This is a genomic window from Bacillus salacetis (assembly GCF_003581585.1).
GTDB lineage: Bacteria > Bacillota > Bacilli > Bacillales > Bacillaceae_B > Rossellomorea > Rossellomorea salacetis.
In genome coordinates this window covers 1-25,108 of the sequence record NZ_QXIR01000024.1, presented here as the reverse complement: position 1 = coordinate 25,108, position 25,108 = coordinate 1, and the positions used below count along the sequence as shown (strand labels likewise).

Below are 25,108 nucleotides of genomic sequence, written 5' to 3'. Positions count from 1 at the left end.
CAGCCATTTCGTTCATTCTTTATGTAAGAAATTATCATCAGCTTAGCCAACCACGGCTTCTTCCTTAGTATCCTGCCTCGCTGAAGTTCGATGTATGAAACTAAAAGGCTGTTTTCGCATATATTGTTGCTTTCGGAAAAATCCCAGGTGCCGGATTTTCCCCCTGTATTCAAAGGTTTTACTCTTGAAAAAGAACGAGCAGCTCTTTTCTGCTCACCGGGGTATTTACGACGATATACCAGGATATTAGTTGAAATTTATATTGAATAGCAACAAAGTTTACGAAAAGAGCCAATTAAAAAGAGGACTTCCGCAAAAGAAATCCTCTTTCTATCAGGAAACTGCAGCCGCCTCGATTCCCTCAGTATCTTTCATGAACTTCGGCAGGATGAACGTGTAGAAAATCCCTACAAACAGCAGACATCCTCCTACAATCCAATAAAGCATTTCAATGCTGAGAATAGCCGGAAAGCTTAACGCGATGAATCCCAATGTTAAAGATTGAGACAACATCATGAGCGGGCTGATCCAGCCTTGGACACGCCCCATCATTTTCGGTTCTATGATACTAGGCATCCAACCGCCGATGGCTATATTAACCAGCGGAAGCCCCAGTGCCGCAAAGAAAATCACTCCCAGGAACATCCAGGTTGTTGTTGCAAAGGAAGATAATATAATGAAACTTCCTGATATCATCAACCCTGCTACAATCAACTGATGGAACTTGAATTTCTGGGTAAGCATTGATGCTATGACACTGCCTATGAGAACCCCAGCACCGAATGCTACACCCAGAAGGATGGAGTATTCCTCATATGTTTGAGGGGCCAGTTTGTATTTTAAAATAAAGATCGGCATGACCGAAAATCCTCCGTTTACCACACCGAAGACAAAGAATCCGCCAATAAGGCTCATCAACAGCTTATGTTTAAAAATGTACAGCATTCCCAGTTTGAAGTCCTTCATGATGAAAGAAAAGCTCAGATCTTTTAATTTATGCGGACCATTCGGCAGTCTTGCTTCAACGGGCACATGACACTTTTTGATCAAAACCGCGCTGATGATAAATGTGATTGTATCGACAAGGACTGCTCCATAAATACCTGCAAGCCAGTAAATAAGGATCGCAAGTCCGTTTCCAAAGAGCATAAACAAGCTCATTACCATTTGGTTCAACCCTGCAGCTGTGGAATAATCTTCTTTATCTAAAACTCCCTGCAATATCCCTTGTTCTGCAGGAAAAAAGAATTTCTGTACCGCACTTCTCAAGAATAGGACAAAGAAGATGAAAGGCATCCAGCCAAGGACAATGGCTCCCAAGAGAATAACTGACAAAAATGCACTGATGGTGTCACAGTAATAAGCAATATTCTTCCTGTCCATCCGGTCGGCCAGCACCCCGACAAGGAAGAATACGGCTAATGTTGGAATAGAGTACATCATTTCCGTTATTGTTGCATAAACCGGCTGCTCTGAAAAACGATCCAACAGGTAGAACATGAAAGCAGTAAGTCCGATGACACTCCCCAAATGAGAGGTGAAATTAGCAAAGAACAATTTTGTGAATGTGGGATTCCGGAAAATCTCCTTGAATTTTTTCATTGTTTATTACTCCCATCCAATTATTTAATCTATCCTAATTGTAAGAAAATGGCGGGATTATGGTCAGAGTCTTGTGATGGTTTCTGCCTCCGTCTGAAGGCGGATTGTCTTTAGGACCGTCTTGTCCCTCTGTCAATCCACCTCCTGCTTCGCACCTTTACCTCTGAACGTTATTTCAATGATTTCAGCCAATGTTTTTCCTGCCCTGTCCCTGTTCCCGGCTGAAACCTGGATTATATGTGAGGGCATAGCGAGGAGCGAGATGATATGTTTTTCAATTTTCATCCGTTCCTCAAGTAGATGGATCACTCCTTCCAGTCCTTGCGGCAACTCATGATATTTACCATATTCCTGTTCTGTATAGTAACTGGCCACGTGCTGAAACCATTCTGCAGGGCGTGCTTTTCTTACATCTTCAATGGTTTCCCTGACAGATAAGGTAGCAAGGTAGATCAACACCGGATCCATTTGCAGGAGGATTTCTTCAATGCTCTTAACAAACTCGATAATGGATTCAGTCGGCTCATTATATTTTGCCATCAGCATTGTCAGGGGGTTCTGAAGAAAGCAGCAGTCCGTGATGACGATTGTCTCTGAAGATTCCGACTCCTTCACGAATGCTTTCAATTTGGTTACTATCAGTTCTTTATATAATCCTACAGGCATTTCATAAACATCATATTTTGAGAGTTCAGCAGCACAGCTTTCGGTGATCTTCCCTTCTTGAAGCAGTTTTCCATATGGAATCAGCACACCTTCCACAGTGCCGTTATATCGCTCTGGATATCTTAGGTCATTCAATTCTGGAAAATCCTTCTCCAGGACTTGCAGTTTTCCGCTGTGAATGAATGCTGTAGATTCGTAGTCAGCAGGATGATCAGGGTCTCCCTCCATAAATATCCTGGAATCCAAGTCCTTACTTTTCAGCTTTCTCAATATAGACTCGCATGCAGAGGTTTTCCCGGACCCGGGAATCCCTTCAACCAAAATCAATTTCATACATATTCCTCCTTCACGCACACCCTAAAGAATATTCGCCTGAATTTGTATTAATCCTCCTCTTTCCATGAGGAACTTTAGCCCTTTAAAGCGGTCGGGGACAGTCCCCGACCGCTTTAAAGGGCTAAAGGATGTTGATTTTACAGGGATTTACAATGTTTAGAGAATTTTTTGACGGGGTACTACTTTATTAAATACCTAATTAAAATATTGAAATTATGATTTTATTAAACTAAAGCAGAGGTGAGTTTTCATGATTCGTACAATTCTAATGATCATCGGGGCTATCGTTGTAATCGGAGCGATTCTCGCAATAATCTAATCTCCACAAGGAATGATGGACAGCATTGCACTGCCCGTCATTCCTTTTTTAAAACCAATCCCTTCAACTTAGAAATCAGATATCGCAGTCACTATCAAATACAAAAAAATTCAGAGGTGAATTAAATGTTCAATAATATCTTACTGGCTTATGATAACAGTGATGGAAGCAAAAAGGCCCTTGAAAAAACCGTGGAATTACTTGCCCATAACCGGGAGGCACGGTTAACGGTCGTACATGTAACCAAAGACAGCGAGTATACTGACGAGCATGGACAGGAGCAGTTCACACGTTCACTTGATGTAACGAATACCGGATTAAGCTCACTCGAGGCACAGAACCTTCCTCACAGTTACGATAATAAAATCGAGGAACGCCATCCAATCAGGAAGGGTACAAACTCAGACCAATTCCAGTCCGTCCGGGAGGACCTTGAATCAAGAGGCATTCATGCAAACTATGAATTGCTGTCAGGATCTGAAGCTGACAGTATTTGCAGCTATGCCAGTGATAATGATATCGACATAATTGTCGCCGGCAACAGCAGCAAAACAGGCATCAAGAAATGGTTCCTGGGAAGCGTCAGTGAAAAGATCTCCCACAATTGTTCAAGCAGTATATTGATCGTTAAATAAACATACATGCAAAGAGGCTGTCACTTAAGGATAAAAACCACCGGCAGGCAAAGCTGAATGCTTTAACAGCGGCTGTTCATCCCTATGGCAGCCTCTTTATCGTCCCATATCCTGTTGAGCAAGCAATTCATTCATGCGTTTCTTCGCATGTTTTTCATCAAAAGTGCTGTAAATGCGGTAATAGTCTTCATCAAGGATGCGGAAATGGTGGCTGATTATATTTTGCTGCAGGATATATCCCCCATCCTTGTTGACTTCCTTCCACCATACCTTGCCGCCGAGGGTTTTCTCTTTACGGTAATCGATATCTTCTCTGGCAACAACTTCAATTACTTCAAGAGGATCACCTCCGAATGAGTTCATCAGTGTTTCACTGCTTCGAAAAAGTGCGCATACTGCCACTACGGTTGTCCATCCTGCCTCCATGCGGCCTTTTTCAATTTGTACTAGTGTCTTTTTTGAAACCCCAATGACTGATGCCATTCTGTCTTGAGTATAGCCAGCTTCTGCGCGGGTCACCTTTAGTTTCTCTGACACCAGCAGAATCATTTCCTCTTTGGTCATGGCACACACCTTCCGTTTATGTTAATAGTGTAATTTTACACCTAGTTTAATTTTTTCGTCAATTTTACTTTATTCATATAATAAAAAGTAGAAACGTGATTTCACGCAAGAACTAATCTTGGCTATATCTTTACTAATAGCCCTTTTACTAATATGTTAATCTGGTTTATCTACCAAGGGCTCTAGTATTTTATAGTTAATTTCCAACTTAATTTGGTGTTTTTTCCAATTCCCCCTATAAAAAGTCCTTTATTAAAGATATATTAAGAGTAGAGGTATTTGTAAAGGCTGTTTTCGCATATATTGTTACTTTCGGAAAAATCCAAGGTGCAGAATTTTTCCCTTGTATTCAAAGGTTTTACTATCGAAAAAGAATAGCCGCTCTTATCTTTCCTGCTCACCTGTTTTTTTTACAGAAATTTACCGGGAATTCATTTGAAATTTATAGTGAATAGCAACAAAGATTACGAAAAGAGCCTTTGTAAAACCCTTCTTCAAAGATAAGATGTCAAGCCCCTGCTAAAAATAAATATAGTTATTAGAGGTGAAACGATGTCTACTGTCAAGCAAAAAGTTATTAATTTCTTCAACAGCAATAAGGAAGAGATCATAAAAGGCTGGATCAATCAACTATCGCCTGCTGACTTAAAATTCTCAAGAAATCTCATTATCGAGAATGGAAACCAAGTATTTGACATGTTCATCCAGGGTCTGCATTTTTCCAGTCCCGAGCTCGATCACTTTATCCAAACTGAAGCATACCGCGTTGCCAAACAGCGGTTTGAATCGGAAACCAATATAGGTGAATTTGTATATAATTTAAACCTTGGCCGCTCAGAAGCCCTCAAGCACCTGGATGGACTGGAATGTGAATGGGGTGAACTCCAGCTCTTCGTCAATCAAATCAATTATTTCTTTGATAAATTTACATACTATACAGTTTTACATTACACCCACATGAAAGATCAAATCATCAAGGAAAAAGAAGAGTATATTGACTCACATCACGAAGACAGACTCTCCCTTCTTGGTAAAATGACCTCAAGTTTTGTCCACGAATTCAGGAATCCTCTGACATCAATTAATGGATTCATTCAGCTTTTAAAAGCGGAAAACCCTGATTTATCCTATTTGGATATCATTTCTTCAGAACTTGATCAGCTGAATTTCAGGATTTCACAGTTTCTGCTTTTATCCAAGAAATCAGCTGTAAGTATGGAGAAGACCGTTTTTTCCATGAATGAATTGATTGAGGAAGCACTGACTTTCTTGTATCCAAGAATTCTGGAAGTCAATGTGACGATTGATAAGCAGCTTGATAAGGATGTGGAAATACAAGGATGGAAAGAAGAGTTCCGTCAGGTCATCATCAATATCATTTTCAATGCAATAGATGTTCTCAGTATGAGTTCAGACAAACCAAGAATCTGGATTGAATCAACACTGCAGGAAGACGTCTTCACCTTGAGCATCAGCAACAATGGGGAAAAAATCCCTGATGACATTCTGAACAGTATCTTTGAACCTTTCGTCACTTCGAAGAAGCATGGCACTGGCCTTGGACTCTTTATCTGTAAAGAAATTGTGGAAAAACATGATGGAAAGTTAGTATGTCTTTCAACTGATGAGTACACCTCATTTGTCATTACCTTACATGAATAATAGTAGGTCTGCGCTCATGGGAAGCAGCCAGCAGAAAACTTTCATTTATTGGAGGAGTATATCTCCAACGTCTGGACCTTCCTGCAGCCGTTTTTCACAAAAACCCTTTTCATCGGCAAGTTGTCCTTGTCGGTGACTCCAATATAAATATCCGCATTAAGCTCAAGTCTCAGCGAAGCTGCAGCATACTGATGGACCGCTGCTGCCAGACCCTGTCCTCTGAATGAAGGTGAAAGGCCTATATAAAAAATCCTCCCTTCCGAGGCTGTATATGCCTCGATGTGAGGGATAAAGAAGCCTGCATCCTTCCTTTATTCTCTCACCAGATAAATACGGAACTTATTTACATCAACCTCTGACATCAGTGATTCGCGGAGTCTTTTTGCTTCGTTCAACCCGCCAAGCACCCGGCTCATGCATTCCAATCCCTCTTCAATAGAAGGCTCAGCAATAATATCAAGGGAATTATCAGGAAATGCTGTTATTCCTCTTATATCCTTTTGGAAGACATCCCTCTCTTTTATCTTGGTTAACCCCAGCTCTTCCACAGATCCTGAATGGCCGTACCCTGCTGGCATGACAACGGTTACCTTATGAGATGAGGGGATGCCAAGATAGATTTCTCTTAATGCCTCCATGTCCTTCTCTCCTGCATGTTGATCAATGGCATCCCATTCTAAAGTACTATAGTTTTTTCCCTCTAGTAATTTCCAGCTCACCACTATCGCTCCATCCATTTTTTTCTATGTCCCAATAGTAGCACACAGCAACTATATTTATTAAATTTTATGAGTATTAAGGTCCGAAGCGGGGTAATGAATAATAACCAACTTAATAAGAAAGGACTTCATGAGAATGACACAAAACGAGTTATATTTCTTGTCACCAAGTCATCAAAGAAGCCTAATGGCAGAAGGTTGGGCACAGAAAACCGGAATCTCCGGATGGAAGTTCGACAGCGGCGGATGGGTTGATGCCAGAACCAACATCTTCAGTGTGGAAGCCATGAAAGAACTTTGCATCGATATTTCAAAGAAGAAAAAGAAAAAAGCAGAGTTTCATAAACTTGACAATGCTTCTGTTATTATTGCCATCCATGATTTTGAAGAAGACCTGGAATTCGAGATTCCTCATCATTGCCAGAAAAAAGTCGTTCATTGGAATCTGCCCAATCCCGAAAAGAGAGCGAAGACGCCTATTGAACAATGGGTCATCTATCAGGAATTGTGTGATTCGCTCGCTATAAAAGTAAAAAGTCTGCAGGACGTATTAGATACGATCACATAAATAACCACCTGGTCAGTGTAATGACTCAGGTGGTTTTTTTTGCTGTTTATCTGCTTTATTCTTAAGTGAAGTATTCCAGTTTTGCATTTGGGAAGAATTTTTCCATGTACTGATATAAATGGTCTTTGATCCCCTGCTCTTCATCTTTTTGATAAATATATTTCCCGATCCCGTATTTCCCCCATTTATATCTTCTTTGGTTCTCATCCAGTTCCAGCTTCGTCATCGGGTAATTTTTTTCTATTACACGTTTCGCCGGCTTGGTAAAGCGGTGCTGAATGAATTCAAACGTCAAATCCTTCTTTGCATAATCAGGGAGTTCAGCATCCAACCGCTCAAACATGTGATAATACCCTTCTTCCCAGCCTTCGTGCAAGTAAATCGGAGCAACAATGAAGCCAAGTGGATACCCTGCCCTCGCTACTTTTCCAGCAGCTTCAATCCTTTTCTCCAATGGAGACGTCCCTGGCTCAAAATTCTTAATGACATAATCCGCATTTACACTAAAGCGGAAACGCGTCTTTCCATTGTGCTTTGCATCAAGAAGGTGATCCACATGGTGAAACTTCGTGACAAATCGAAGCTTTCCGTACTCAGATTCACCAAAATGCTCAATTGCCCTTTTCAATGTATGGGTCAGATGATCCACACCTACTATATCCGAGGTACAGGCGGCCTCGAATCTTGTGAATTCAGGAGCCCTTTCCTTCATGTAGTTATCCGCCGCATCAAGGATCTCATCGACATTCACATAGGTCCTTATGTAGGGCTTGCTCCCCATCGTCGTCTGAAGATAACAGTAATGGCAGTGGCCCATGCACCCTGTTGCAAATGGGATTGCATACTCAGCAGACGGCTTGGAAGTATCAAACTTAAGTGTTTTTCTTACACCTACGACCAATGTGGATTTGGCGACGCGGTATTTCTGAAAATGATTATCCCCGGGAAGGTTGCGTACTTGATTATGGGAGGTCGTCTCCCGGATTTCAATATCCATCTTCTCGAACTTTTCTTTCAATTGTTTCCCAAGCGGATATTCAAGTGCTCCCGGTTCAATGTAGACTAGTTGAGGGACAAATGGTTTGATCATTCTTCCACCGCCTATATTCCGCCAAAATAACTCATGTATGCCTGTTCAGCCTGATCGGCTGTCTGGTATACAGCTATTTCGTCATTCAAGGGATAGTAGGTTTCATATAAAAATAAGGCAAGCTGTGAGGGATCCTCCGGGTTGTGTACTACTGCAGCTTCCTGGACATTCGCTACACTCTGCGTATGGGGATTGCGGTAAATCACATACACAACATCCCCGGCGCTGTATGGAGTCAATTCATTATTCAGTTCCATTTTTTACACCCTTTCCTAAAGACAGTATGTAATCATTTTTCCTAAAGAGAGGAATTATTATAGGTGGGTTTTTTTGGTGAATTCAAAAAAACCCTTTCCTGTCAGGAAAAGGATTAGATGTTGTATAGGGTTTTCGTATTATAAAGGATGATTTCATATACGTCCTCCAGAGGTTCCTTCTTGAGTTCCGCCAGCTTTTTCATTGTCTGGTGTATCATTGAAGGATGGGTGATTTTCCCTTCAAAAGGACCTTGAAACTTCCATGGACCATCTGTTTCGACAAGGATCTTTTCAAGAGGATATTCCACTGCCGCTTTCATAATTTCTTCATCATATAAAAGGTCAGGGGTAAAGGAAATAAAATAGCCGTTGTCCTTCATCCTTTTCAAGGTTTTAGTGGAACCCTTGAACCAATGAAAATGCGCCTTATGAACAGAAGTCCGCTCTAATATTGAAATGGCTGTATCAGCATCTTCATATATTGCATGAAGAATGATCGGCTTATCCAGTGATTTTGCTTCCTGCACAAACAGATGCAGCAACTCTTGATAAGGAGCAAGATCCATATCAGGATTTCCCTGTTTCAAATAATAAGGCAATCCTACCTCTCCCACAGCTGCCATGGACTGCCTGTGTTCTTTCAGGAATGACAGGATTCCGTTAATTTCTTCATCGGCAGGAAGAGGCTGTTCAGGATGGTATCCGTATGCCGGCCTGATCCTGCCATCCATTTGGGACAGCCGCAGATTTTTGAAACAGGATTCTAAATGGAAGGACACCGATATCAATGCTTGGACCTCATAGTATTGGAGATCCGCCAGGATTTGCACTTGTTCATCAGGAGGATAAAGATCAAAATGGATATGAGAATCAATGACGGGCCGTTCTTCCCTATTTTTCATGGTCAGCAAGCTCCTGATAGATCGTTTTTTTACATTGAAGGAATTCCTCGCTGAGAACCAATTGTTCATCCCTTGGCCTTGAAAACGGAACTTTGAACTCACTTTTGATTTCAGCCGGCCTTTGAGATAATACAATCAATCTATCTGAGAGAAATAAAGCCTCTTCAATATTATGTGTAACAAAAATGATACTCTTTTTATTTTCCTCCCAAATGGACAAAAGCCATTTCTGCATCTCAAGCCGGGTGAATTCATCCAAAGCCGAAAAAGGTTCATCAAGGCAAATGATCGGCTGCGGACTAAGTAATGCCCGAATAAACGCCACCCTCTGTTTCATTCCGCCTGACAATTCGTGGGGAAAGGCTTTTTCATACCCGGCCAGACCTGCCCGTTGTATCATCTTGCGTGCTCCGGCCCTGTCTTTTTTCCCCGATATTTCCTGGCCGAGGAGAACATTGTCTTCGACGGACCGCCAAGGCAGAAGTGACGGGGCTTGGGGCATGTAGCTTATATAGCCTCTCTGACCGGTGATGTCTTCACCATCTATTCGGATGCTTCCCTTTTCAGGGGCATAGAGGCCGCCGATTAAATGAAACAACGTACTCTTTCCGCTCCCCGAAGGACCAAGGACCGATAAGAATTCCCCATCCCCGACTGAAAGAGTGAGATTATCCAGGATGAGCTGATCTTCAAAGGACTTGCTCAGATTCTCTATTTTCAATTTATCCACTGTTCTCATCTCCTTTCGGCCTCCACTTAATGAGGAACTTCTCCAGCCCGATGATCAGGGCAAAAAAGATCAAGCTTAATAACATAATTGCAAAAATCGCCACAAACACCCTGTCTGTCCGGAAGGAAGAGGAAGCCAATGTCATGAATACCCCGATGCCCTGCTTTGCTCCAAGCCATTCGGAAATGACTGCACCCATAACACTATATGTCGCCGATATTTTCACACCGGAAAAAATGGATGGAAGGGAATGCGGCCATTCCAGCTTCCTAAAAATTTGCATCTTGCTCGCCCCCGCCATCTGCATATAGTGCTTAAGTTCATCTCCCGTCTGCCTGAATCCGTCCAATGCGGCCACAGCAACAGGAAAAAAACAAACCAGCGTAATCACAATCATCTTAGGCATCAAGCCAAAACCGAACCATACCACTAAAAGCGGGGCCAGGACGATAATGGGGATATTTTGGGACAGAATCAAAAGCGGATACACGGACTCCCTCAAGACCGGGATAAGATGCAGTCCCACTGCCACCAGCAGACCGATACTGCAGCCAATCAGGAAACCAAGCAGCGTCAATGAAACAGTAGAAGCCAAGTGACCTTGAAAGGCGGGCCACACGGCAGCTGCTTCACCGGCGATACGGGAAGGGGCCGGCAGCAGCCATGCTGGAATATCAGCCACCTTTACGGCTGCCTCCCATATAATGAACAAAAGGATGATGACCACGGCAGGCCGCCATCCCCTTGCAAGGAATCTACTCCTCATTTATATTTCTCCGTTAATTGATCCATCGAAATTCCGCTCGGCTGATACAGGATTTTCACTTGGGAAATGACGTTCCTGCTTCCCATTTCAATCATTTTCTTATTCATATCTTCAATCACTTTCATCAAATGCGATAAGTTACCCTCCATTGTTGTTTCCAAAGGGTGTACTTCATACTTCACCCCTGACTCCTGAATCACTGAAATCGCAGCATCAACGTAGGGAATGACATCCTCTCCGTTTTTGGTCTTTGGCAATATTTGAATACTGACTAAACTGTTATCCATACTGAGTCCCCCCTATTGTTATTCTGGTAAAAATTCGTTGGTGAACGCTTCCTCGGCATTCAATTCGTCTTCTAAGAGTTCGTTTTCAAACATCCAGTCTGCATAGTTTTTCCAGACTTCAAGTTTCTGCTCTCCCCATCTCGGTGCATCATCGGTATACTTGGAAGCCAGCCATTCCTGGCTTTTCTTGACCAGCTCAGGATCCAGATCAGGGGCTGCATCAATCAGGATCTGTGCCGCTTCTTCTGGATTATCAATGGTGAAATTGTAACCTTTGGAGGCAGCGGCCACAAATGCCTCTACAGTTTCAGGGTTATCAGCAATCATGTCTTCGTTTGTAGTTAAGACAGGAGTGTAGTAATCAAGTTTCTCCGAATAATCAGTAAGGTAAATCATATCGATATCCTGGTCTCTAAGTTCTGCCTCTATGCCTGTCCAACCATAATAGATCCAGGCAAAATCGATATCTCTTTGGACAGCGGTGAAGAAATCACTGTCACCCATATTGACGAAGTCCACTTTTGATACATCGGCATTTTCCTGTTTCATGATCGATGCCATGACAGCTTCTTCAACTGGCGACCCCCATCCTCCGTATGTCTTACCTTCAAAATCCTTTGGGGACTCGATATCCTTGCCTGCCGGCGAAGCAAATCCGGAAGTATTATGTTGAATGACAGCTGCGATGGAAACGAGTGGAACGTCCTGGACCCTCGCCTGTGTGACTCCTTCCTGATAGCCGACTCCGAATTCGGCCCTGCCGGCAGCAACGATGGAATCAGCTCCTGCTTCCCCCGGCATGATAATTTCCACATCAAGGCCTTCTTCCTCAAAATAGCCTTTTTCTTTGGCTGCATATAAACCAGTATGATTGGTATTAGGAGTCCAATCCAATACAACTGAAACCTCTTTCAATTCCTTTGTTTCATTTCCCTTGCCATCTTCGTCCTGGCCGGCATTGTTGTTCTGTCCGCTGCAGCCGGTAATTAATACAGCAGAAAATAATGCTAAAAGTGATTTTTTCATCCTAGGTTCCTCCCTGATTGTCAATTAGTCTGCGAGTATATATTAGAACCTGTTCATATGAGCCTTGCTGTACTCCGCCATCAGAACAAACACCCGTCCTCAGCCAGTCGATATAAGCCGTCCGGGAGACAGCCTTCACCTTCCTGATCGATCAGTCTGCAACCGGCCTCCCAAATGGCAAGGAACCGGACGTACGTATTACAGCAGCGAGCATACGTCCTGACTCTGTCATTTCCTAACCACAAAATAAATGCGCCCCGGCGTGAATCCGGGACGCATATTGAAAACAGAATTTCCGTTTAGAATATGTTCCCTACGCTGGTCTCATCCAGATCAGGTTCCAAGGGTCGGTATCTAAAAGGATACAATCTCAACCAGCTTCACTGGTCCCCCCACTATTCTCGCTTATTTAATTGATTTCCATTCTTTACTTTGACATAAACAACCTCGTATTTCAAGAAAATTCACTTGAAGGCCTCTCATTTTGAAGTTAAGCAAATACAGGCTATAATTGTTGAAAGAGAAACGATGAGGAGGATACATATGGAAAGAATTCAGCTTGCAGAGGACCTTACATTCTCAAGGTTGGTTCACGGCCTGTGGCGATTGAGCGACTGGAACCAGTCAAATGAGGAAACGTTGAACTTAATAGAAGATGTCCTGGACAACGGCATTACTACCTTTGATCATGCGGACATCTATGGAAGTTATACGTGCGAGGCTTTATTTGGCGACGCATTGGCACTGAAACCCTCTTTGAGGGAAAAGATGGAGATCGTCACTAAATGCGGGATAGTACTGCCTTCCAAATACCGCCCGGAACACAAAACCCATCATTATAATACAAGCAAAGAACATATCATCAAATCGGTCGAACACTCTCTATCAAACTTGAAAACAGACTATGTGGATGTACTGCTCATTCACCGTCCGGACCCTTTCATGAATCCAGAGCAGACAGCCGAAGCTTTCAACCAGCTTTATAAGGAAGGCAAAGTTCGTCATTTTGGTGTTTCCAACTTTAAGGACCACCAATTCAGCATGCTGCAATCCTATATGGACCTCCCGCTGGTCACAAATCAAATAGAACTGTCACCATATGAACTGGAGAACATTGAAGACGGAACTTTGAATCACGCCCTTCAAAACAGGATCCCGCCTATGGCCTGGTCCCCTTTGGCAGGAGGTAAAATCTTCTCCAGCGAGGATGAAAAAGCTGTGCACCTTCGTCATACATTAGAGAAAATCCGTGAAGAAATGAATGCAGACGGCATTGATCAGATCATCTATGCCTGGTTATTGGCTCACCCGTCCCGTATCATGCCCATTGTCGGTTCAGGAAAAATAGAAAGAATCCGCACAGCTGTTGATTCTCTTGAAATTAAACTGGATCATGACCAATGGTTTGAAATACTCCAAAGCTCCATGGGCCATGATGTGCCATAATATATCACAAAAAAAGAATCCTGCGCTAACCAGGATTCTTTTTTTGCTAAACATACCTTTCTTCATTTATATCAGTTGTTTTGAAGACTTTTGGCAGTGAATTATCCACATAATGGACAAGGTACTCGTTTTGAAGTTCATCCTTACTCAATTCATATAGCTGTTTATCGGAAATTTTATAAATTCCTATTCTTAATAACTGTTTAATATAGAAATCTTCGGTTACTGTTTTATTTCTTTGCTGCACGGTTTATCCCTCCGAAAAGAGTATACCCGCTTTTCAAGATTTCTAACCTAAGTCCGGAGCACTCCAACTACAAATTAGGCTGTGTGACCGGAAGCTGAATGGAAACCGTCGTGCCATCCCCTTCAACACTCTCATAGTGAATTGCTCCATGGTGTTCTTCAATGATCTTGAAGCTGACCATCAAACCAAGTCCGGTACCATCTGACTTGGTCGTATGGAAGGCAGTTCCGAGCATTTCCAAGTCTTTTTCAGCTATTCCCAAGCCCTCATCCCTTACAGAAAGCAATATCCTGTCACTGCCTTCCATTTCTGCCTTAATGGTAATTTCTCCACCCTCAGGCATGGCCTCCATCCCATTTTTGACCAAATTGATCAGCACTTGCTTTAAATGCTTTCCATCGCATTCAATCAGGGAAAGAGTATCTTCTATTTTCAAATTGATGGAAACATTAAGGTTCCTTGCATCATTTTCCATCACTTTGGCCACATACTCTATTATTTCCTGGATGTCCAGGCTTTCAAAATTCATTCCTTTAGGCTTTCCGATGACTAAAAGATCGTCCAGCAAAGAAGAAATCCTTTCTATTTCATTGATCATGATCGTATAGTATTCACTATCCTCGGGATGCTTCTCATGCTGCAGCTGTGTAAATCCCTTCAGGGAAGCTAAAGGATTCCTTACTTCATGGCTGATAGATGTGGCGAACCTTCCGACTGCCGCCAATTTTTCTGTATGGCGGAGCTCGTCGTTCATTCTAAGGCGAGTTTCAAGATTTGAGTTGAATCGACTTAGGAAAATGTAAGCTACCGCCGAAAGGACCACATAAAGAACAATAGGTATGAGTACTTGAACTGCACTTAAAATAATTCCCAATAAAACATATTTAAGAATCATGCCTGTTAAAGAAAACCAGAAGAATCGTTTATTAATAAATATTGGGGAAAACAAAATAAAGAAGATCTCTACTGCGTTTCCTGAATTAAATACTAAATCGCTGCCTAGATAAATCAAGAGATTATTAACAATATCTAAAAAAATATAGCCAATTAAGTAAATATATTTAATAATATAAACCTTTCCTTTTTTAGCTATATAGATTGATGCAGGGAGAAATAATATCAGGAAAACATGAAACCAGAATCCAAGCCCTCCATCAGGCAGCCCCATTTCTGTACCTTCATAATACCTGAATACATAATAATAAAATACATCATAAGCTATCAATAAAAAATAAAATAATGACAGAAATAATTTAAGGGTTTTTATCTCTTCTTTTTTCAATTGGATATTATTAAGTTTTAGATTAGCCATTTGCAGCTCCTTTTTAAATCTTATCAACTTTTTAAATAGGACTATTCACTTAATAATAATTGAAAAACACTCATTTTGTAAAACTTTGTAGAATATTGTTGTATTTTCTTGTGAGAATCGAAAATGGGTTTATTTTTTTGATTTTATTAAAAATTGGTTCAAGCCTTTCATCCATGAATAAAACAGCAGGGAAACAATAACCATAAGCTGCAAAAGGAAGATAGATCCGTCCCAGAAATGTATAGAACTAATGGGATTTCGAAGATTTGGAATGGATTGCTCAATTGCGTAAAATAATTGAGGTAAGTAGAAAAATAAAAAAAGACCGAGAGAGATTAAAGTACCTATTATATAGAAAAGGCTGTAAGCTTTAATGACCTTTCCATATTCATTTTCGATTTTCCTTATTACTTTCATTTTCAAAAACTCTTTAGCTTCTTCCATAAGGTTGTAACATCCGGTTAAATTCTCCACTACAAAATACAAATCAGTTTTCATATAAAAACAACATTGATAGATTAACCTCAAAACAATATTGAAATTGATCATTGCAGTAACGCCATATAGCAACCCTTCTGGTTCAATCAATATAAACCTTTGAACCAAGAGGCTCAGAAATAAAATAACAATATCAAAATTAACCCCTGCAAGATAAACCCTGTTTCTATCTCTCGCTGGCAGCCTCCACACTTCACTCACATCAGATTCCAGTACCGGAAAAAATAGTCTGTGGCCAAAACTTATTTTGACTGGGATCCCCAGAGAACGGGCAGCCAGTACATGACCTCCCTCATGAACCATTACAAGGACAAAACTCAGAAAAGAAAACAGCAATACGTTTACCAGAATGATTTCAGACAAAAAGAAATCCTGATAATGTGGAATTAGGGAAGGGCTTGTCATCATTAATACAATTGCACTGATAAAAGAAATTAAATAAATTCCCCTGCTCACTCTGCCAAAAAACTTTTCAGCAAAAGCTTTTTCTATCCATAGGAACCCTTTTTTAGGCTTATTATCAGATACAACATGAAGAACCTGGTCATCGATTTGACTTAACAATTTCATCTCGATTAATTGTTCCATAAATTCGCCCATATCTATTTCTTCTTCGGGATACTTTTCATTCAGAAGTTCTTCCGTCTCACTAACTGTCCTTCTTTTAGTTAGATTTATTATGGCATCAATTGCTGGGGGAGGCATCTCATAAAAATCCCCCGAAACTTTGTCCTCAAAGATACTTTTCTTTTTATCGAAGTGTAATTCATGAGCAACAAATACTACCCTGCTATCATTATTCCACATGCTTTTCTCTTCCTTTCTTTATAAAAGGCTGTTGTCTCATAAATTGTTGCTTTCGGAAAAATCCCAGGTGCCGGATTTCCCCCTTGTTCGAAGGTTTTACTCTCGATAAAAAAGAGCAGCTCTTTTCTTTCCTGCTCACCGGGGTTTTTGCGACGATTTACGAGGATGTTATATGAAAATTATATTGAGTAGCAGTAGCAACAAAGTTTACGAAAAGAGTCTTATAAAAAAGGGATGCAAGCAGCAGCTAGCATCCCAAATTTTATATCCTTAGCCACTCACACCACCAGCAAGTCGTTTTGATTTTGCTAAGCTTTTTGATTTTCATTTTTTCACCTTCTCCCTATTGGAAATATTCTTCTTGAGGCGGGGCAGGTTCATAAGATGTTGAACGGTTTGATTTTTTCTTTAATTCAATCCATTCAGGAAAAACAACTTTAAATTTATGAATAAGATCCGGATCAAACTGCGTTCCTTGACCTTCAAGAATTCGTTGATAAGCGGTTTCTGTCGATAAGGCTTCCCTGTAGGAACGAGTGGAAGTCATTGCATCAAACGCATCAGCAATTGCTGTTATCCTTGCTGCAAGAGGGATGTCTTTTCCTTTTAAACCATGAGGATACCCATTGCCATCCCATCTTTCATGATGAGAAAGAATGACATTTAAGCTGTCACTGAGTACTTCTACCTTTTCAACAGCCTCTGCGCCAACAGCAGGATGGGTTTTAATGATTTCAAACTCTTCCTTGGTAAGTTTATCCGGTTTCATTAAAATCCTGTCCGGTATGTGAATTTTCCCAATATCATGTAATAAGCAAGCATAGTAAAATGCTTCTAGTTCATCTTCAGAATAGATATCAAGTTCCTTTGCCAGCGATAGCGCATAATAAGCAACACGTTCGCTATGCCCTCTTGTATAAGGATCTTTAAGCTCCAGCGTGGCGATAATTCCCTTTACTATTCCTTCAAGCTGTTTATTATATGAACCTTTAATGCCCTCGACGTAGCCTAAAATACGCTTCAGCAAAAGGTAAGCTATAGATGCAATTAATATGACCATTAGTGAGGGTATCAACAGGACAATAATATCTTGGATAATGATTCCAACCAAGGCATATTTCAAAATAATGCTGCCGCTCACAACGAGAAAAAACGATTCACTTACAAAGATTGGGGAAAATACAATCAAGAAGATTTCTACTATATTTCCTCCACCAGTTAAACTGGGATTTTTAATATGAACAATAATTTCATTTATACACATAAGAGCAATATATCCCAGTACTACAATGTATTTAATTTTAGTAATATCTCTTTTACTATAAATATAATAACTGAGGCCTGTCAGCAAAAATATAAGAATGTAGAGGGTATACCCAAAACTAGAAGGCATGCCTACTTGCTTATCTTGGACAAATCCGGGAATTATAAAGTAATAGAATACTTCATACAAAATAGATATAGCAAAAAACAGCACTAAAAACCACTTTAATGTCCGTTTTTCTTCATGAATCAATGTTGAATCTTTTATATTTTTTAACATGGCTGCCCTCACTTGCTGAAATTGTCTTCTTCTACTATAAAATCTTCATCTGCCAACATTCGACATTTCTAATTCTATAGCAAAAGTCCTATCAAGAAAATAGTTTATTTTCCTTATTTGACAAGAAGTTTTGGATTTATCGTCTTTACTTCCGCATGAAGAGTAATGACTATATGAATGTCTGCCAATGTTTAAATCGTTATAGCTAGATGGACTCTTCTTTATATCGGGCAGGATTTCGAAAAGTTTGGCGAGAAGCACCAAAAGGGGTCTAAAGTACTGATTTTAAGAAGAAATCAAGTATGAGACCTAAATAAAAAAGACCCTCGTGAGGGCCTTCATTTTTCTGCTAATTCTTGCTCCATATTACTGTTCCGCTTCATTAAAAAGTCGATTGCAAGCCAGAAGAAAACAGAAACCAGAGCATAAATTCCAATTGAGTTGTAGATATCTTCAGTTTTCCAGTCCAGTTTTGGAACAAAGAGTCCCAGGATACCGGTTAAAATATAGTAACCTCCAATTAAATGGAAGAAAAGTTTTTCTGTCGTCAAGTTTCTTTGCTCCATATATCCTTTACCGGCTTTTCCAAAGAAGATCGCAATTCCCCTGATGATAAAATACGCGGAAAAAGCAATAATAATAGCAACTATCGTTGAGTTGTTGAAAACATTTGCCATTTTCAATGCTCCTTTCAATACATAACGAGACTTTCATCTTTTAAGATTGTACCATAAGTATGCTGGTCATGAGTAGGAATTACTTACCATTTGCAAGTTTGAAAAACATTTTTTGCATGTTACCTAAGTACACCGTGTGGTATAGTTTTAGTAGCTATTATCCATAAAGGGGATTATTTTATGTCCAGCTTCAAAAAAGGAATCGACCAGTTATCTCCTGCCCAGATTATCGTTTCTTTCTATGTTGCGGCAGTTGGATTTTCTATACTCTTATTAAGTCTCCCAATTACAGCCAAACCTGGTGTTGATTTGAGTTTTCTCGATATCATGTTTACTGCGGTCAGTGCGATCAGTGTTACAGGATTGACGGTCATTCAACTCGCTGATTCCTTCAGCACTGCAGGGATTTTAATTTTGATTTTCATCCTGCAGATCGGCGGTATCGGCATTATGACACTCGGGACGTTTCTTTGGTTAGTATTAGGAAAGAAAATCGGGTTGAAAGAACGGCGCCTCATCATGACGGACCAAAATCAATCCAATCTTTCAGGTCTGGTCAACTTGATGAAACAGATTATGTATATCATTCTTTTGATTGAATTGGTTGGTGCCCTCATATTAGGTACATACTTCCTGAAATACTACCCAACTTGGCAGGATGCCTACTTGCATGGCATCTTTGCAAGTGTCAGTGCGACCACAAACGGCGGATTTGACATTACAGGGCAGTCACTCATCCCATATGCGGATGATTACTTTGTTCAAATTGTGAACATCATCTTAATTACCTTGGGCGCAATAGGATTTCCTGTCTTGATTGAGTTAAAGGATTTCCTGCTGCATAATAATCAGCGCGGCAGGTTTCATTTTTCCCTCTATTCGAAGTTAACAAGCGTGACGTTCTTCGGGCTGCTGCTGGCGGGAACGCTCCTGATTCTCGTTATTGAGTTCAATCGCTTCTTTGATGGGATGTCATGGCATAAGTCATTTTTCTATGCCTTTTTCCAGTCCACCACTACCAGGAGCGGGGGATTGGCTACAATGGACGTGAGCCAGTTTTCAGAGCCTGCCCTTATTATCATCTGTATGTTGATGTTCATCGGGGCATCCCCCAGTTCTGTAGGCGGCGGAATCAGGACCACCACTTTCGCCATTAACGTATTATTTCTGATCAACTTTGCCAGGGGACGTTCCACAATCAAGGTTTTCAGAAGAGAGCTCGACAATTCTGATGTGATTAAATCACTTGCAGTTACGTTATTAGCCAGTTTCATGTGTGCCGGCTCGGTGATATTTCTTTCGATCACCGAGTCATTCTCGATGATTGAGATTCTTTTTGAAGTATGTTCAGCTTTCGGAACTGTCGGTCTTTCCATGGGGATCACACCTGATTTAAGTGTTTATGGAAAAATCATCATAATGGCCTTGATGTTCATCGGAAGGATTGGGCTGCTTACCACCCTTGTCATATTAGGGATTAAGCAAAAAGAAACGTTATATAATTATCCAAAAGAGAGAGTCATCATAGGATAAGAAAGAAGAAGCCGCTGCCGGCTTCTTCTTTTATTCAGGCTGATTTTTATACAATAACAGCCTTATTTATCTTTTACCCTGAGCAGACGCAGGCCGTTCAAGGTGACTATCAATGTAGCACCCATATCTGCAAAAATCGCAATCCAAAGTGTGAGCCAGCCGGGGATCACCAGAAGGAGGGCTAGAAGCTTGATTCCTAATGAAAAAACTATATTCTGCTTTATGATCATCAGGGCCTTCCTACTTAACTTTATTGTGAAAGGAAGTTTCCTCAAATCATCCCCCATCAGAGCGATATCAGCTGTTTCCAATGCTGTATCTGTTCCTGCCCCTCCCATCGCTATCCCTACCGATGATGCAGCCAGAGCAGGTGCGTCATTCACTCCATCTCCTACCATCGCAACCTTTTCATAACGCTTTCGAAGCGTCTTAATAAAGGACAATTTATCCTGAGGCAGTAGTTCTGATGCGATATCTGTTACGTTTGTACGCTTGGCAATCGCTTCTGCTGTTCCCTGGTTATCGCCGGTCAACATGATGGTTTTCTCGATCCCCAGTTTATGAAGCTTTTCAATGACACCAGCACTGCTCTCCCTTATTTCATCTGCAACTGCTGTCAAGGACAGAATTCGTGTATCCGTCCCTAGTGCAATGACGGTTTTACCTTCTTTTTGAAGTTCCAATATCCTGTACCTCAAGTCATCCTGCAGAGGTTTCCCCATTACTTCTTCCAGGTAAGGAGGGCTTCCAGCATAATAGACAGTGTTATTAATAATGCCTTTGATCCCTTTTCCTGTCACAGAAGTAAATCCCGAAATCCCCAGTGATTTGTAATCAATGGTTTGAGATTCTGCTTTTTTTATGATAGCAGAGGCCAATGGATGCTGGGAGCTATTTTCAAGGGCTGCAATCAGCCTGAGATTTAGCTCTCTATCCTCTGTTAACGAAATAAAATCTGTGACTTCGGGCACTCCTTTAGTAAGGGTGCCGGTTTTGTCAAAGGCGATGGCCTTCAAAGCTCCTGCCTCTTCCAAATATATGCCGCCCTTGATCAAAACACCGTTCCTTGCTGCATTGCCAATAGCCGTGACTATGGAAACAGGTGTGGAAATAACAAGTGCACATGGACAACCGACAACAAGTACCGCTAATCCCTGATAAACCCATGTGCTCCAGTCGGCAGCGAAGAGTAACGGCGGCACAACGGCAACGAGGATGGCCACAAAAATGACAGCAGGAGTATAATATTTAGCAAAACGGTCCACAAATGCCTGCGAAGGAGCCCTTTCTGCCTGAGCTTCCTCTACCAGGTGGATGATCTTTGCAATGGTAGTGTCTTCTGCCAATTTGGTGACTTTCACTTCCAGCAATCCTTCTTCATTCAAAGTCCCTGCAAAAACTTCATCATCCCTTTGTTTGGTAACTGGTATGGATTCTCCCGTTATGGCAGCCTGGTTGACTGCCGATACCCCTTTTTCAACAACTCCATCCATGGCTAATTTTTGGCCTGGTTTAACAATCATGGTGTCGCCTACTTGGATTTCTTCAATATCCACAACCAATTCCCTGCCGTTCCGCCTGATCAGCGCCTCCTTTGGAGCTATGTCCATGAGCGAACGGATCGACTGCCTGGCTTTGTCCATGGAATAAGCTTCCAAGACCTCACTTATCGCAAAAAGGATGACTACGGTCGCTCCTTCTCCCCATTCTCCTATAAAAGCAGCTCCGATGATCGCGATTGTCATCAGTGTCCTCATATCGAACTCCAGCCTTGCCAGATTCTTCAAACCGGTGATGAAGAGCCTGTAGCCCCCGGCCAGGATAGAGGCAATATAGGCGAGAATGAAAAGGATGCTTCCCTCTCCGTAGAATTGTCCAACTGACCATCCAACAGCAAGGAGGATGGCGGACAACAGTACGTTGGCATATTTCTTTAAGAACGGCTGTCCTTCTTCAGTGAATTTTTGATTTTCCGGTATGATCCTAAGCCCTTCAAAGGCTCCTGCTTTTTCAAGCTCTTGTATTGTTGCATCTCCAAAGACTGTGAGTTTTGATGCTCCAAAATTTACATTCGCTTCCGAAACACCATCCAGGTGCTTCACGTTCTTTTCGAACTTTTGGGCACAGCCTGCTCAGGAAAAGCCCTGAACACGGTATGTCGTTTTGGATGCAGACTGCTGCAATTCTTCAGCCACGTTGTTCCACCTCCTTATGATGAGCGATTGCGATTTTGATCAGGCTTCTGACATGTTCATCATCCAGGGAGTAATACACCAATTTCCCTTCCTTCCGATATTTCGCAAGCCCCATATTACGAAGCAGCCTTAAGTGATGGGAAGCTGTCGCTGTGGTGGCTCCGACAATATGGGCCACATCGCACACGCACAGTTCCTCTTCAAGACTGAGAGCATAAGCAATCTTCATTCTAGTATCATCCGATAACGCTTTAAATATTTTGGCAGCACCATTTGTATTTGTTGAAGAAAGTTCCTCTTGAATCAGTGCAGCCTTCTCATCTTCTTGGCAATTGACCTCGCACACATCCTGCTGTTTCACAGACCGTCCTCCTACCCATTACATTCAAACGTTCATTTGAATATTAGTATATGAGAGAAGAAAGGATCTGTCAAAACTTCGATTGAAAAAAGGGCTGCTGTCCCCCTTTAACACAACGGGGGACAGTCCTCAGCTGTGTTAATGCGTTAACGGAGCAGGGGATTGTCCCATTTTATTCCTTAATGAAAGGATGCACTCGAAGAAAAAACCTCCTCAATATGAGGAGGAATGAAAATCATTTCACAATCAGCACAGGGCAATTTGCCCTTTTCGCAACTTTATGGCTGACACTTCCTAATACAAACTCCTGAAGACCATTGAGTCCCCTGCTGCCGACCACCGCAATATCAAAGGAATGTTTATTTGCAAACTCTACAATAGCAGGGCCGGGTTCTCCATGAAGGATCATGATTTCATACCGGACGCCTGCTTCCTTCGCAAGTACTTCTATATCTTTCAACCTTGCTTTTCTGAAATCATTGACTTCCGTTGAATTCCAATTCTCAAGGACATCTGCCTTTGCTCGACTTGAATCTGCCACATAAACAACTGTAATGACTGAACCTTCAGAACACCGAGCGATAATTACGGCATTCTCTGCAGCCCGTTTTGAATGCTCAGAACCATCTGCTGCCAGAAGAATTCTCTTGTACAAGGTTTCACCCCATTTTCAATTAATACGCATCCGTAGACCGGCAAGCTACTATATGTATTCCATATGGTCCTGTTATAATCCTGTTGGCTTGTTCACATAGTTCCAGAAAAACAGGAATGCACTGCACCCGGACGGGTGCAGTGCTTATGTCCTGACTCTATAAATATTTCCGCTGCACACTTCGTCCCTCATAAGTAAACAGGACCTGCCGGTTTTCCACTTGTGTTTCAATATGGACAGGACGGCCCCAAAGCTGATGGACATATGGAAGAACCTTTTCCAAATATTTTATGTCCAGCTCGATTCCCTCATACCAGTGCTTAAGGTACAGCTCCCCATTCTTCATATAGTCGCCGTCATTAACAGTGATGAATGGAAATCCTCCGTTGACACGCATGCTTACCAGTTGATCCCTTACCTCTTTCCATTCTTTGTCAACAATCTTATAATCCTTGCCTTGTTTTTGGAACAAGTACATATCCTCTCTGGTCACCAAATCCTTTGTCAGGTAATTGCGAAGGAAGGATATATCCGACTCGATCTCCCTGACCTCAAACATTTTCTCCCTGCCTGAACCTGGCTTTTCCCCTCGCTTAATCATCTCATCTGACGGATTGTCATAACGTTCTTCAATGTCCTCAAATATTTTCAGGCCAAGATAATAAGGGTTGATGCTTGTTTTTGAAGGCTGTACGACCCCAGCGTTTAACTTGGCAAATTCAATGGATTCACCGCTCGTCAAATCCATTTCCCTGATGATCCTTTGATGCCAGTAGGAAGCCCAGCCTTCATTCATAATCTTCGTTTCAAGCTGAGGCCAGAAGTAGAGCATTTCTTCCCTCATCATTGTCAGGATATCACGCTGCCAGTCCGCAAGCTCGCGGCTGAATTGTTCAATGAAAAGCAGGATATCTTTTTCCGGCTGCGGCGGAAATTTTTTTTTGACCTTTCTTCGCTCTTTCTTATCTTTCCTCGGTCCTTCATCAAGTGACCATAGATCATCATAAGGAGTTGCTGCTGAAATTTCTTCCTCCTCCCATTCAACGTCATCCATACTCCATGAAAGCTTGGGACGCATCAGGGACGGATCGATGTGCTCATCGATGGCCAGCACAGCATCAAGGAAGGTTTCCACTTCTTTTTTTCCATATTCGATTTCATACTGCCTGATTCTGTCTGCGGTTGCTGCCATGCTTTCAACCATATCTCTCTTGGTATTTTGAAATCTGACATTATTTTTAAAAAAGTCACAGTGAGCAAGCACGTGTGCCACAATCAATTTATTTTGTATGAGTGAGTTGGAATCCAGCAGAAATGCATAGCAAGGGTTCGAATTGATGACAAGCTCGTAAATTTTACTTAAGCCAAGATCATAATGAAGCTTCATTTTGTGGTACTGCTTTCCAAAACTCCAATGGGAAAATCGAGTCGGCATCCCATATGCACCAAATGTATAGATAATATCTGCAGGACAGACTTCATATCGCATTGGGTAAAAATCCAGTCCAAATCCTTTTGCAATTTCAGTTATTTCTGCAATGGCATATTGTAATTGTTTCTGTTCCTCTTCTCTCATCCCAGTTCCCCCCAATAGAATTTGCACCCTCGGCTCCTGATTGGTCATACTTCAATATATGAAATGGACAAAGGATTCATGAGAAGAAAAACAATACTGCACAATAAGAACTATGTGGTGTTTAAAAAA

Annotated in this window: 26 protein-coding genes and 1 riboswitch; of the genes, 5 read left to right on the top strand and 21 right to left on the bottom strand. The window is 41.5% G+C overall.

The window, feature by feature from the left end; all coding sequences use genetic code 11:
* Positions 1–333 precede the first annotated feature (333 nt).
* Together D3H55_RS16055 and D3H55_RS16050 are read right to left on the bottom strand one after the other, a co-directional pair.
* The gene (locus D3H55_RS16055) at positions 334–1,602 is read right to left on the bottom strand and encodes an MFS transporter (protein ID WP_119548340.1); all 1,269 of its coding nucleotides are present in this window, start codon (positions 1,600–1,602) and stop codon (positions 334–336) included.
* Positions 1,603–1,734: 132 nt separating this feature from the next.
* On the bottom strand, positions 1,735–2,601 hold the full coding sequence (locus tag D3H55_RS16050) for a P-loop NTPase family protein (RefSeq protein WP_119548339.1): 867 nt from the start codon (positions 2,599–2,601) through the stop codon (positions 1,735–1,737).
* Positions 2,602–3,048: 447 nt separating this feature from the next.
* On the opposite strand from D3H55_RS16050, the gene D3H55_RS16045 reads away from it, so the two are divergent.
* Positions 3,049–3,558: a universal stress protein gene (locus D3H55_RS16045; RefSeq protein ID WP_119548338.1), complete on the top strand. Its 510-nt coding sequence runs from the start codon at positions 3,049–3,051 to the stop codon at positions 3,556–3,558.
* A gap of 96 nt (positions 3,559–3,654) precedes the next feature.
* Here D3H55_RS16045 and D3H55_RS16040 read toward each other — a convergent pair whose 3' ends face one another.
* On the bottom strand, positions 3,655–4,122 hold the full coding sequence (locus D3H55_RS16040) for a helix-turn-helix transcriptional regulator (protein WP_119548337.1): 468 nt from the start codon (positions 4,120–4,122) through the stop codon (positions 3,655–3,657).
* A 552-nt stretch (positions 4,123–4,674) separates the two neighbouring features.
* Here D3H55_RS16040 and D3H55_RS16035 point away from each other — a divergent pair.
* Entirely contained in the window at positions 4,675–5,784 is a 1,110-nt protein-coding gene (locus tag D3H55_RS16035) for a histidine kinase N-terminal domain-containing protein (RefSeq protein ID WP_119548336.1), read from the top strand.
* Between the two features lie 41 nt (positions 5,785–5,825).
* Here the strand turns inward: D3H55_RS16035 and D3H55_RS25495 are convergent, their stop codons facing one another.
* Together D3H55_RS25495 and D3H55_RS16025 are read right to left on the bottom strand one after the other, a co-directional pair.
* Entirely contained in the window at positions 5,826–6,065 is a 240-nt protein-coding gene (locus D3H55_RS25495) for a GNAT family N-acetyltransferase (RefSeq protein WP_420808761.1), read from the bottom strand.
* A gap of 30 nt (positions 6,066–6,095) precedes the next feature.
* Positions 6,096–6,503: a hypothetical protein gene (locus D3H55_RS16025; protein WP_136035724.1), complete on the bottom strand. Its 408-nt coding sequence runs from the start codon at positions 6,501–6,503 to the stop codon at positions 6,096–6,098.
* Positions 6,504–6,639: 136 nt separating this feature from the next.
* Between D3H55_RS16025 and D3H55_RS16020 the strand changes: the two genes are divergently transcribed.
* Complete coding sequence (locus D3H55_RS16020; RefSeq protein WP_168413132.1) at positions 6,640–7,071, top strand: low molecular weight phosphatase family protein; 432 nt, start codon at positions 6,640–6,642, stop codon at positions 7,069–7,071.
* A gap of 61 nt (positions 7,072–7,132) precedes the next feature.
* Here the strand turns inward: D3H55_RS16020 and splB are convergent, their stop codons facing one another.
* The 7 genes from splB to D3H55_RS15985 form a co-directional block, all read right to left on the bottom strand.
* On the bottom strand, positions 7,133–8,161 hold the full coding sequence (splB, locus tag D3H55_RS16015) for a spore photoproduct lyase (RefSeq protein WP_119548333.1): 1,029 nt from the start codon (positions 8,159–8,161) through the stop codon (positions 7,133–7,135).
* A gap of 11 nt (positions 8,162–8,172) precedes the next feature.
* Complete coding sequence (locus tag D3H55_RS16010) at positions 8,173–8,418, bottom strand: transcriptional regulator SplA domain-containing protein (protein WP_119548332.1); 246 nt, start codon at positions 8,416–8,418, stop codon at positions 8,173–8,175.
* 113 nt (positions 8,419–8,531) lie between these two features.
* The gene (locus D3H55_RS16005) at positions 8,532–9,320 is read right to left on the bottom strand and encodes a TatD family hydrolase (RefSeq protein ID WP_119548331.1); all 789 of its coding nucleotides are present in this window, start codon (positions 9,318–9,320) and stop codon (positions 8,532–8,534) included.
* Positions 9,310–10,050 carry an ABC transporter ATP-binding protein gene (locus D3H55_RS16000; protein WP_168413131.1) on the bottom strand — a complete coding sequence of 247 codons (741 nt, stop codon included), beginning with the start codon at positions 10,048–10,050 and terminating at the stop codon, positions 9,310–9,312. The genes D3H55_RS16005 and D3H55_RS16000 overlap by 11 nt, the downstream gene beginning before the upstream one ends.
* The gene (locus D3H55_RS15995; protein ID WP_119548329.1) at positions 10,043–10,816 is read right to left on the bottom strand and encodes an ABC transporter permease; all 774 of its coding nucleotides are present in this window, start codon (positions 10,814–10,816) and stop codon (positions 10,043–10,045) included. Before D3H55_RS15995 ends, D3H55_RS16000 begins: the two co-directional genes overlap by 8 nt.
* Positions 10,813–11,103: a thiamine-binding protein gene (locus D3H55_RS15990; protein WP_119548328.1), complete on the bottom strand. Its 291-nt coding sequence runs from the start codon at positions 11,101–11,103 to the stop codon at positions 10,813–10,815. Before D3H55_RS15990 ends, D3H55_RS15995 begins: the two co-directional genes overlap by 4 nt.
* A gap of 18 nt (positions 11,104–11,121) precedes the next feature.
* On the bottom strand, positions 11,122–12,129 hold the full coding sequence (locus D3H55_RS15985) for an ABC transporter substrate-binding protein (protein ID WP_119548327.1): 1,008 nt from the start codon (positions 12,127–12,129) through the stop codon (positions 11,122–11,124).
* A 293-nt stretch (positions 12,130–12,422) separates the two neighbouring features.
* Positions 12,423–12,533, bottom strand: a riboswitch (TPP riboswitch).
* Between the two features lie 139 nt (positions 12,534–12,672).
* Here D3H55_RS15985 and D3H55_RS15980 point away from each other — a divergent pair.
* Positions 12,673–13,575 carry an aldo/keto reductase gene (locus D3H55_RS15980; protein WP_119548326.1) on the top strand — a complete coding sequence of 301 codons (903 nt, stop codon included), beginning with the start codon at positions 12,673–12,675 and terminating at the stop codon, positions 13,573–13,575.
* Between the two features lie 46 nt (positions 13,576–13,621).
* Here D3H55_RS15980 and D3H55_RS15975 read toward each other — a convergent pair whose 3' ends face one another.
* The 5 genes from D3H55_RS15975 to D3H55_RS15955 form a co-directional block, all read right to left on the bottom strand.
* The gene (locus tag D3H55_RS15975) at positions 13,622–13,822 is read right to left on the bottom strand and encodes a Fur-regulated basic protein FbpA (protein WP_119548325.1); all 201 of its coding nucleotides are present in this window, start codon (positions 13,820–13,822) and stop codon (positions 13,622–13,624) included.
* A gap of 67 nt (positions 13,823–13,889) precedes the next feature.
* Positions 13,890–15,134 carry an ATP-binding protein gene (locus D3H55_RS15970; protein WP_119548324.1) on the bottom strand — a complete coding sequence of 415 codons (1,245 nt, stop codon included), beginning with the start codon at positions 15,132–15,134 and terminating at the stop codon, positions 13,890–13,892.
* A gap of 129 nt (positions 15,135–15,263) precedes the next feature.
* Positions 15,264–16,439, bottom strand: a complete 1,176-nt coding sequence (locus D3H55_RS15965; protein ID WP_119548323.1) for a zinc metalloprotease — start codon at positions 16,437–16,439, stop codon at positions 15,264–15,266.
* 343 nt (positions 16,440–16,782) lie between these two features.
* Positions 16,783–17,982 carry an HD-GYP domain-containing protein gene (locus D3H55_RS15960; protein ID WP_119548322.1) on the bottom strand — a complete coding sequence of 400 codons (1,200 nt, stop codon included), beginning with the start codon at positions 17,980–17,982 and terminating at the stop codon, positions 16,783–16,785.
* A 338-nt stretch (positions 17,983–18,320) separates the two neighbouring features.
* Entirely contained in the window at positions 18,321–18,665 is a 345-nt protein-coding gene (locus D3H55_RS15955; protein WP_136035722.1) for a hypothetical protein, read from the bottom strand.
* A gap of 174 nt (positions 18,666–18,839) precedes the next feature.
* Between D3H55_RS15955 and D3H55_RS15950 the strand changes: the two genes are divergently transcribed.
* Positions 18,840–20,192 carry a TrkH family potassium uptake protein gene (locus tag D3H55_RS15950; protein ID WP_119548320.1) on the top strand — a complete coding sequence of 451 codons (1,353 nt, stop codon included), beginning with the start codon at positions 18,840–18,842 and terminating at the stop codon, positions 20,190–20,192.
* A gap of 62 nt (positions 20,193–20,254) precedes the next feature.
* Here the strand turns inward: D3H55_RS15950 and D3H55_RS15945 are convergent, their stop codons facing one another.
* The 4 genes from D3H55_RS15945 to D3H55_RS15930 all read right to left on the bottom strand — a co-directional run bounded on the left by D3H55_RS15945 (position 20,255) and on the right by D3H55_RS15930 (position 24,979).
* Entirely contained in the window at positions 20,255–22,387 is a 2,133-nt protein-coding gene (locus tag D3H55_RS15945) for a heavy metal translocating P-type ATPase (RefSeq protein WP_119548319.1), read from the bottom strand.
* Complete coding sequence (locus tag D3H55_RS15940) at positions 22,380–22,748, bottom strand: ArsR/SmtB family transcription factor (RefSeq protein ID WP_119548318.1); 369 nt, start codon at positions 22,746–22,748, stop codon at positions 22,380–22,382. The genes D3H55_RS15945 and D3H55_RS15940 overlap by 8 nt, the downstream gene beginning before the upstream one ends.
* A 235-nt stretch (positions 22,749–22,983) precedes the next feature.
* Positions 22,984–23,403: a universal stress protein gene (locus D3H55_RS15935; protein ID WP_119548317.1), complete on the bottom strand. Its 420-nt coding sequence runs from the start codon at positions 23,401–23,403 to the stop codon at positions 22,984–22,986.
* Positions 23,404–23,560: 157 nt separating this feature from the next.
* Positions 23,561–24,979, bottom strand: coding sequence for a SpoVR family protein (locus D3H55_RS15930; RefSeq protein ID WP_119548316.1), 1,419 nt, complete (start codon positions 24,977–24,979; stop codon positions 23,561–23,563).
* Between the last annotated feature and the right edge of the window lie 129 nt (positions 24,980–25,108).

Coding starts and splice junctions, on each gene's coding strand:
- D3H55_RS15995 (WP_119548329.1), bottom strand. CDS start 10,816: ATGAGGAGTAGATTCCTTGCAAGGGGATGGCGGCCTGCCGTGGTCATC.
- D3H55_RS16020 (WP_168413132.1), top strand. CDS start 6,640: ATGACACAAAACGAGTTATATTTCTTGTCACCAAGTCATCAAAGAAGC.
- D3H55_RS15965 (WP_119548323.1), bottom strand. CDS start 16,439: ATGTGGAATAATGATAGCAGGGTAGTATTTGTTGCTCATGAATTACAC.
- splB (WP_119548333.1), bottom strand. CDS start 8,161: ATGATCAAACCATTTGTCCCTCAACTAGTCTACATTGAACCGGGAGCA.
- D3H55_RS16045 (WP_119548338.1), top strand. CDS start 3,049: ATGTTCAATAATATCTTACTGGCTTATGATAACAGTGATGGAAGCAAA.
- D3H55_RS15985 (WP_119548327.1), bottom strand. CDS start 12,129: ATGAAAAAATCACTTTTAGCATTATTTTCTGCTGTATTAATTACCGGC.
- D3H55_RS16040 (WP_119548337.1), bottom strand. CDS start 4,122: ATGACCAAAGAGGAAATGATTCTGCTGGTGTCAGAGAAACTAAAGGTG.
- D3H55_RS15930 (WP_119548316.1), bottom strand. CDS start 24,979: ATGAGAGAAGAGGAACAGAAACAATTACAATATGCCATTGCAGAAATA.
- D3H55_RS15990 (WP_119548328.1), bottom strand. CDS start 11,103: ATGGATAACAGTTTAGTCAGTATTCAAATATTGCCAAAGACCAAAAAC.
- D3H55_RS16005 (WP_119548331.1), bottom strand. CDS start 9,320: ATGAAAAATAGGGAAGAACGGCCCGTCATTGATTCTCATATCCATTTT.
- D3H55_RS15950 (WP_119548320.1), top strand. CDS start 18,840: ATGTCCAGCTTCAAAAAAGGAATCGACCAGTTATCTCCTGCCCAGATT.
- D3H55_RS15970 (WP_119548324.1), bottom strand. CDS start 15,134: ATGGCTAATCTAAAACTTAATAATATCCAATTGAAAAAAGAAGAGATA.
- D3H55_RS15960 (WP_119548322.1), bottom strand. CDS start 17,982: ATGTTAAAAAATATAAAAGATTCAACATTGATTCATGAAGAAAAACGG.
- D3H55_RS16010 (WP_119548332.1), bottom strand. CDS start 8,418: ATGGAACTGAATAATGAATTGACTCCATACAGCGCCGGGGATGTTGTG.
- D3H55_RS16050 (WP_119548339.1), bottom strand. CDS start 2,601: ATGAAATTGATTTTGGTTGAAGGGATTCCCGGGTCCGGGAAAACCTCT.
- D3H55_RS16055 (WP_119548340.1), bottom strand. CDS start 1,602: ATGAAAAAATTCAAGGAGATTTTCCGGAATCCCACATTCACAAAATTG.
- D3H55_RS16035 (WP_119548336.1), top strand. CDS start 4,675: ATGTCTACTGTCAAGCAAAAAGTTATTAATTTCTTCAACAGCAATAAG.
- D3H55_RS15980 (WP_119548326.1), top strand. CDS start 12,673: ATGGAAAGAATTCAGCTTGCAGAGGACCTTACATTCTCAAGGTTGGTT.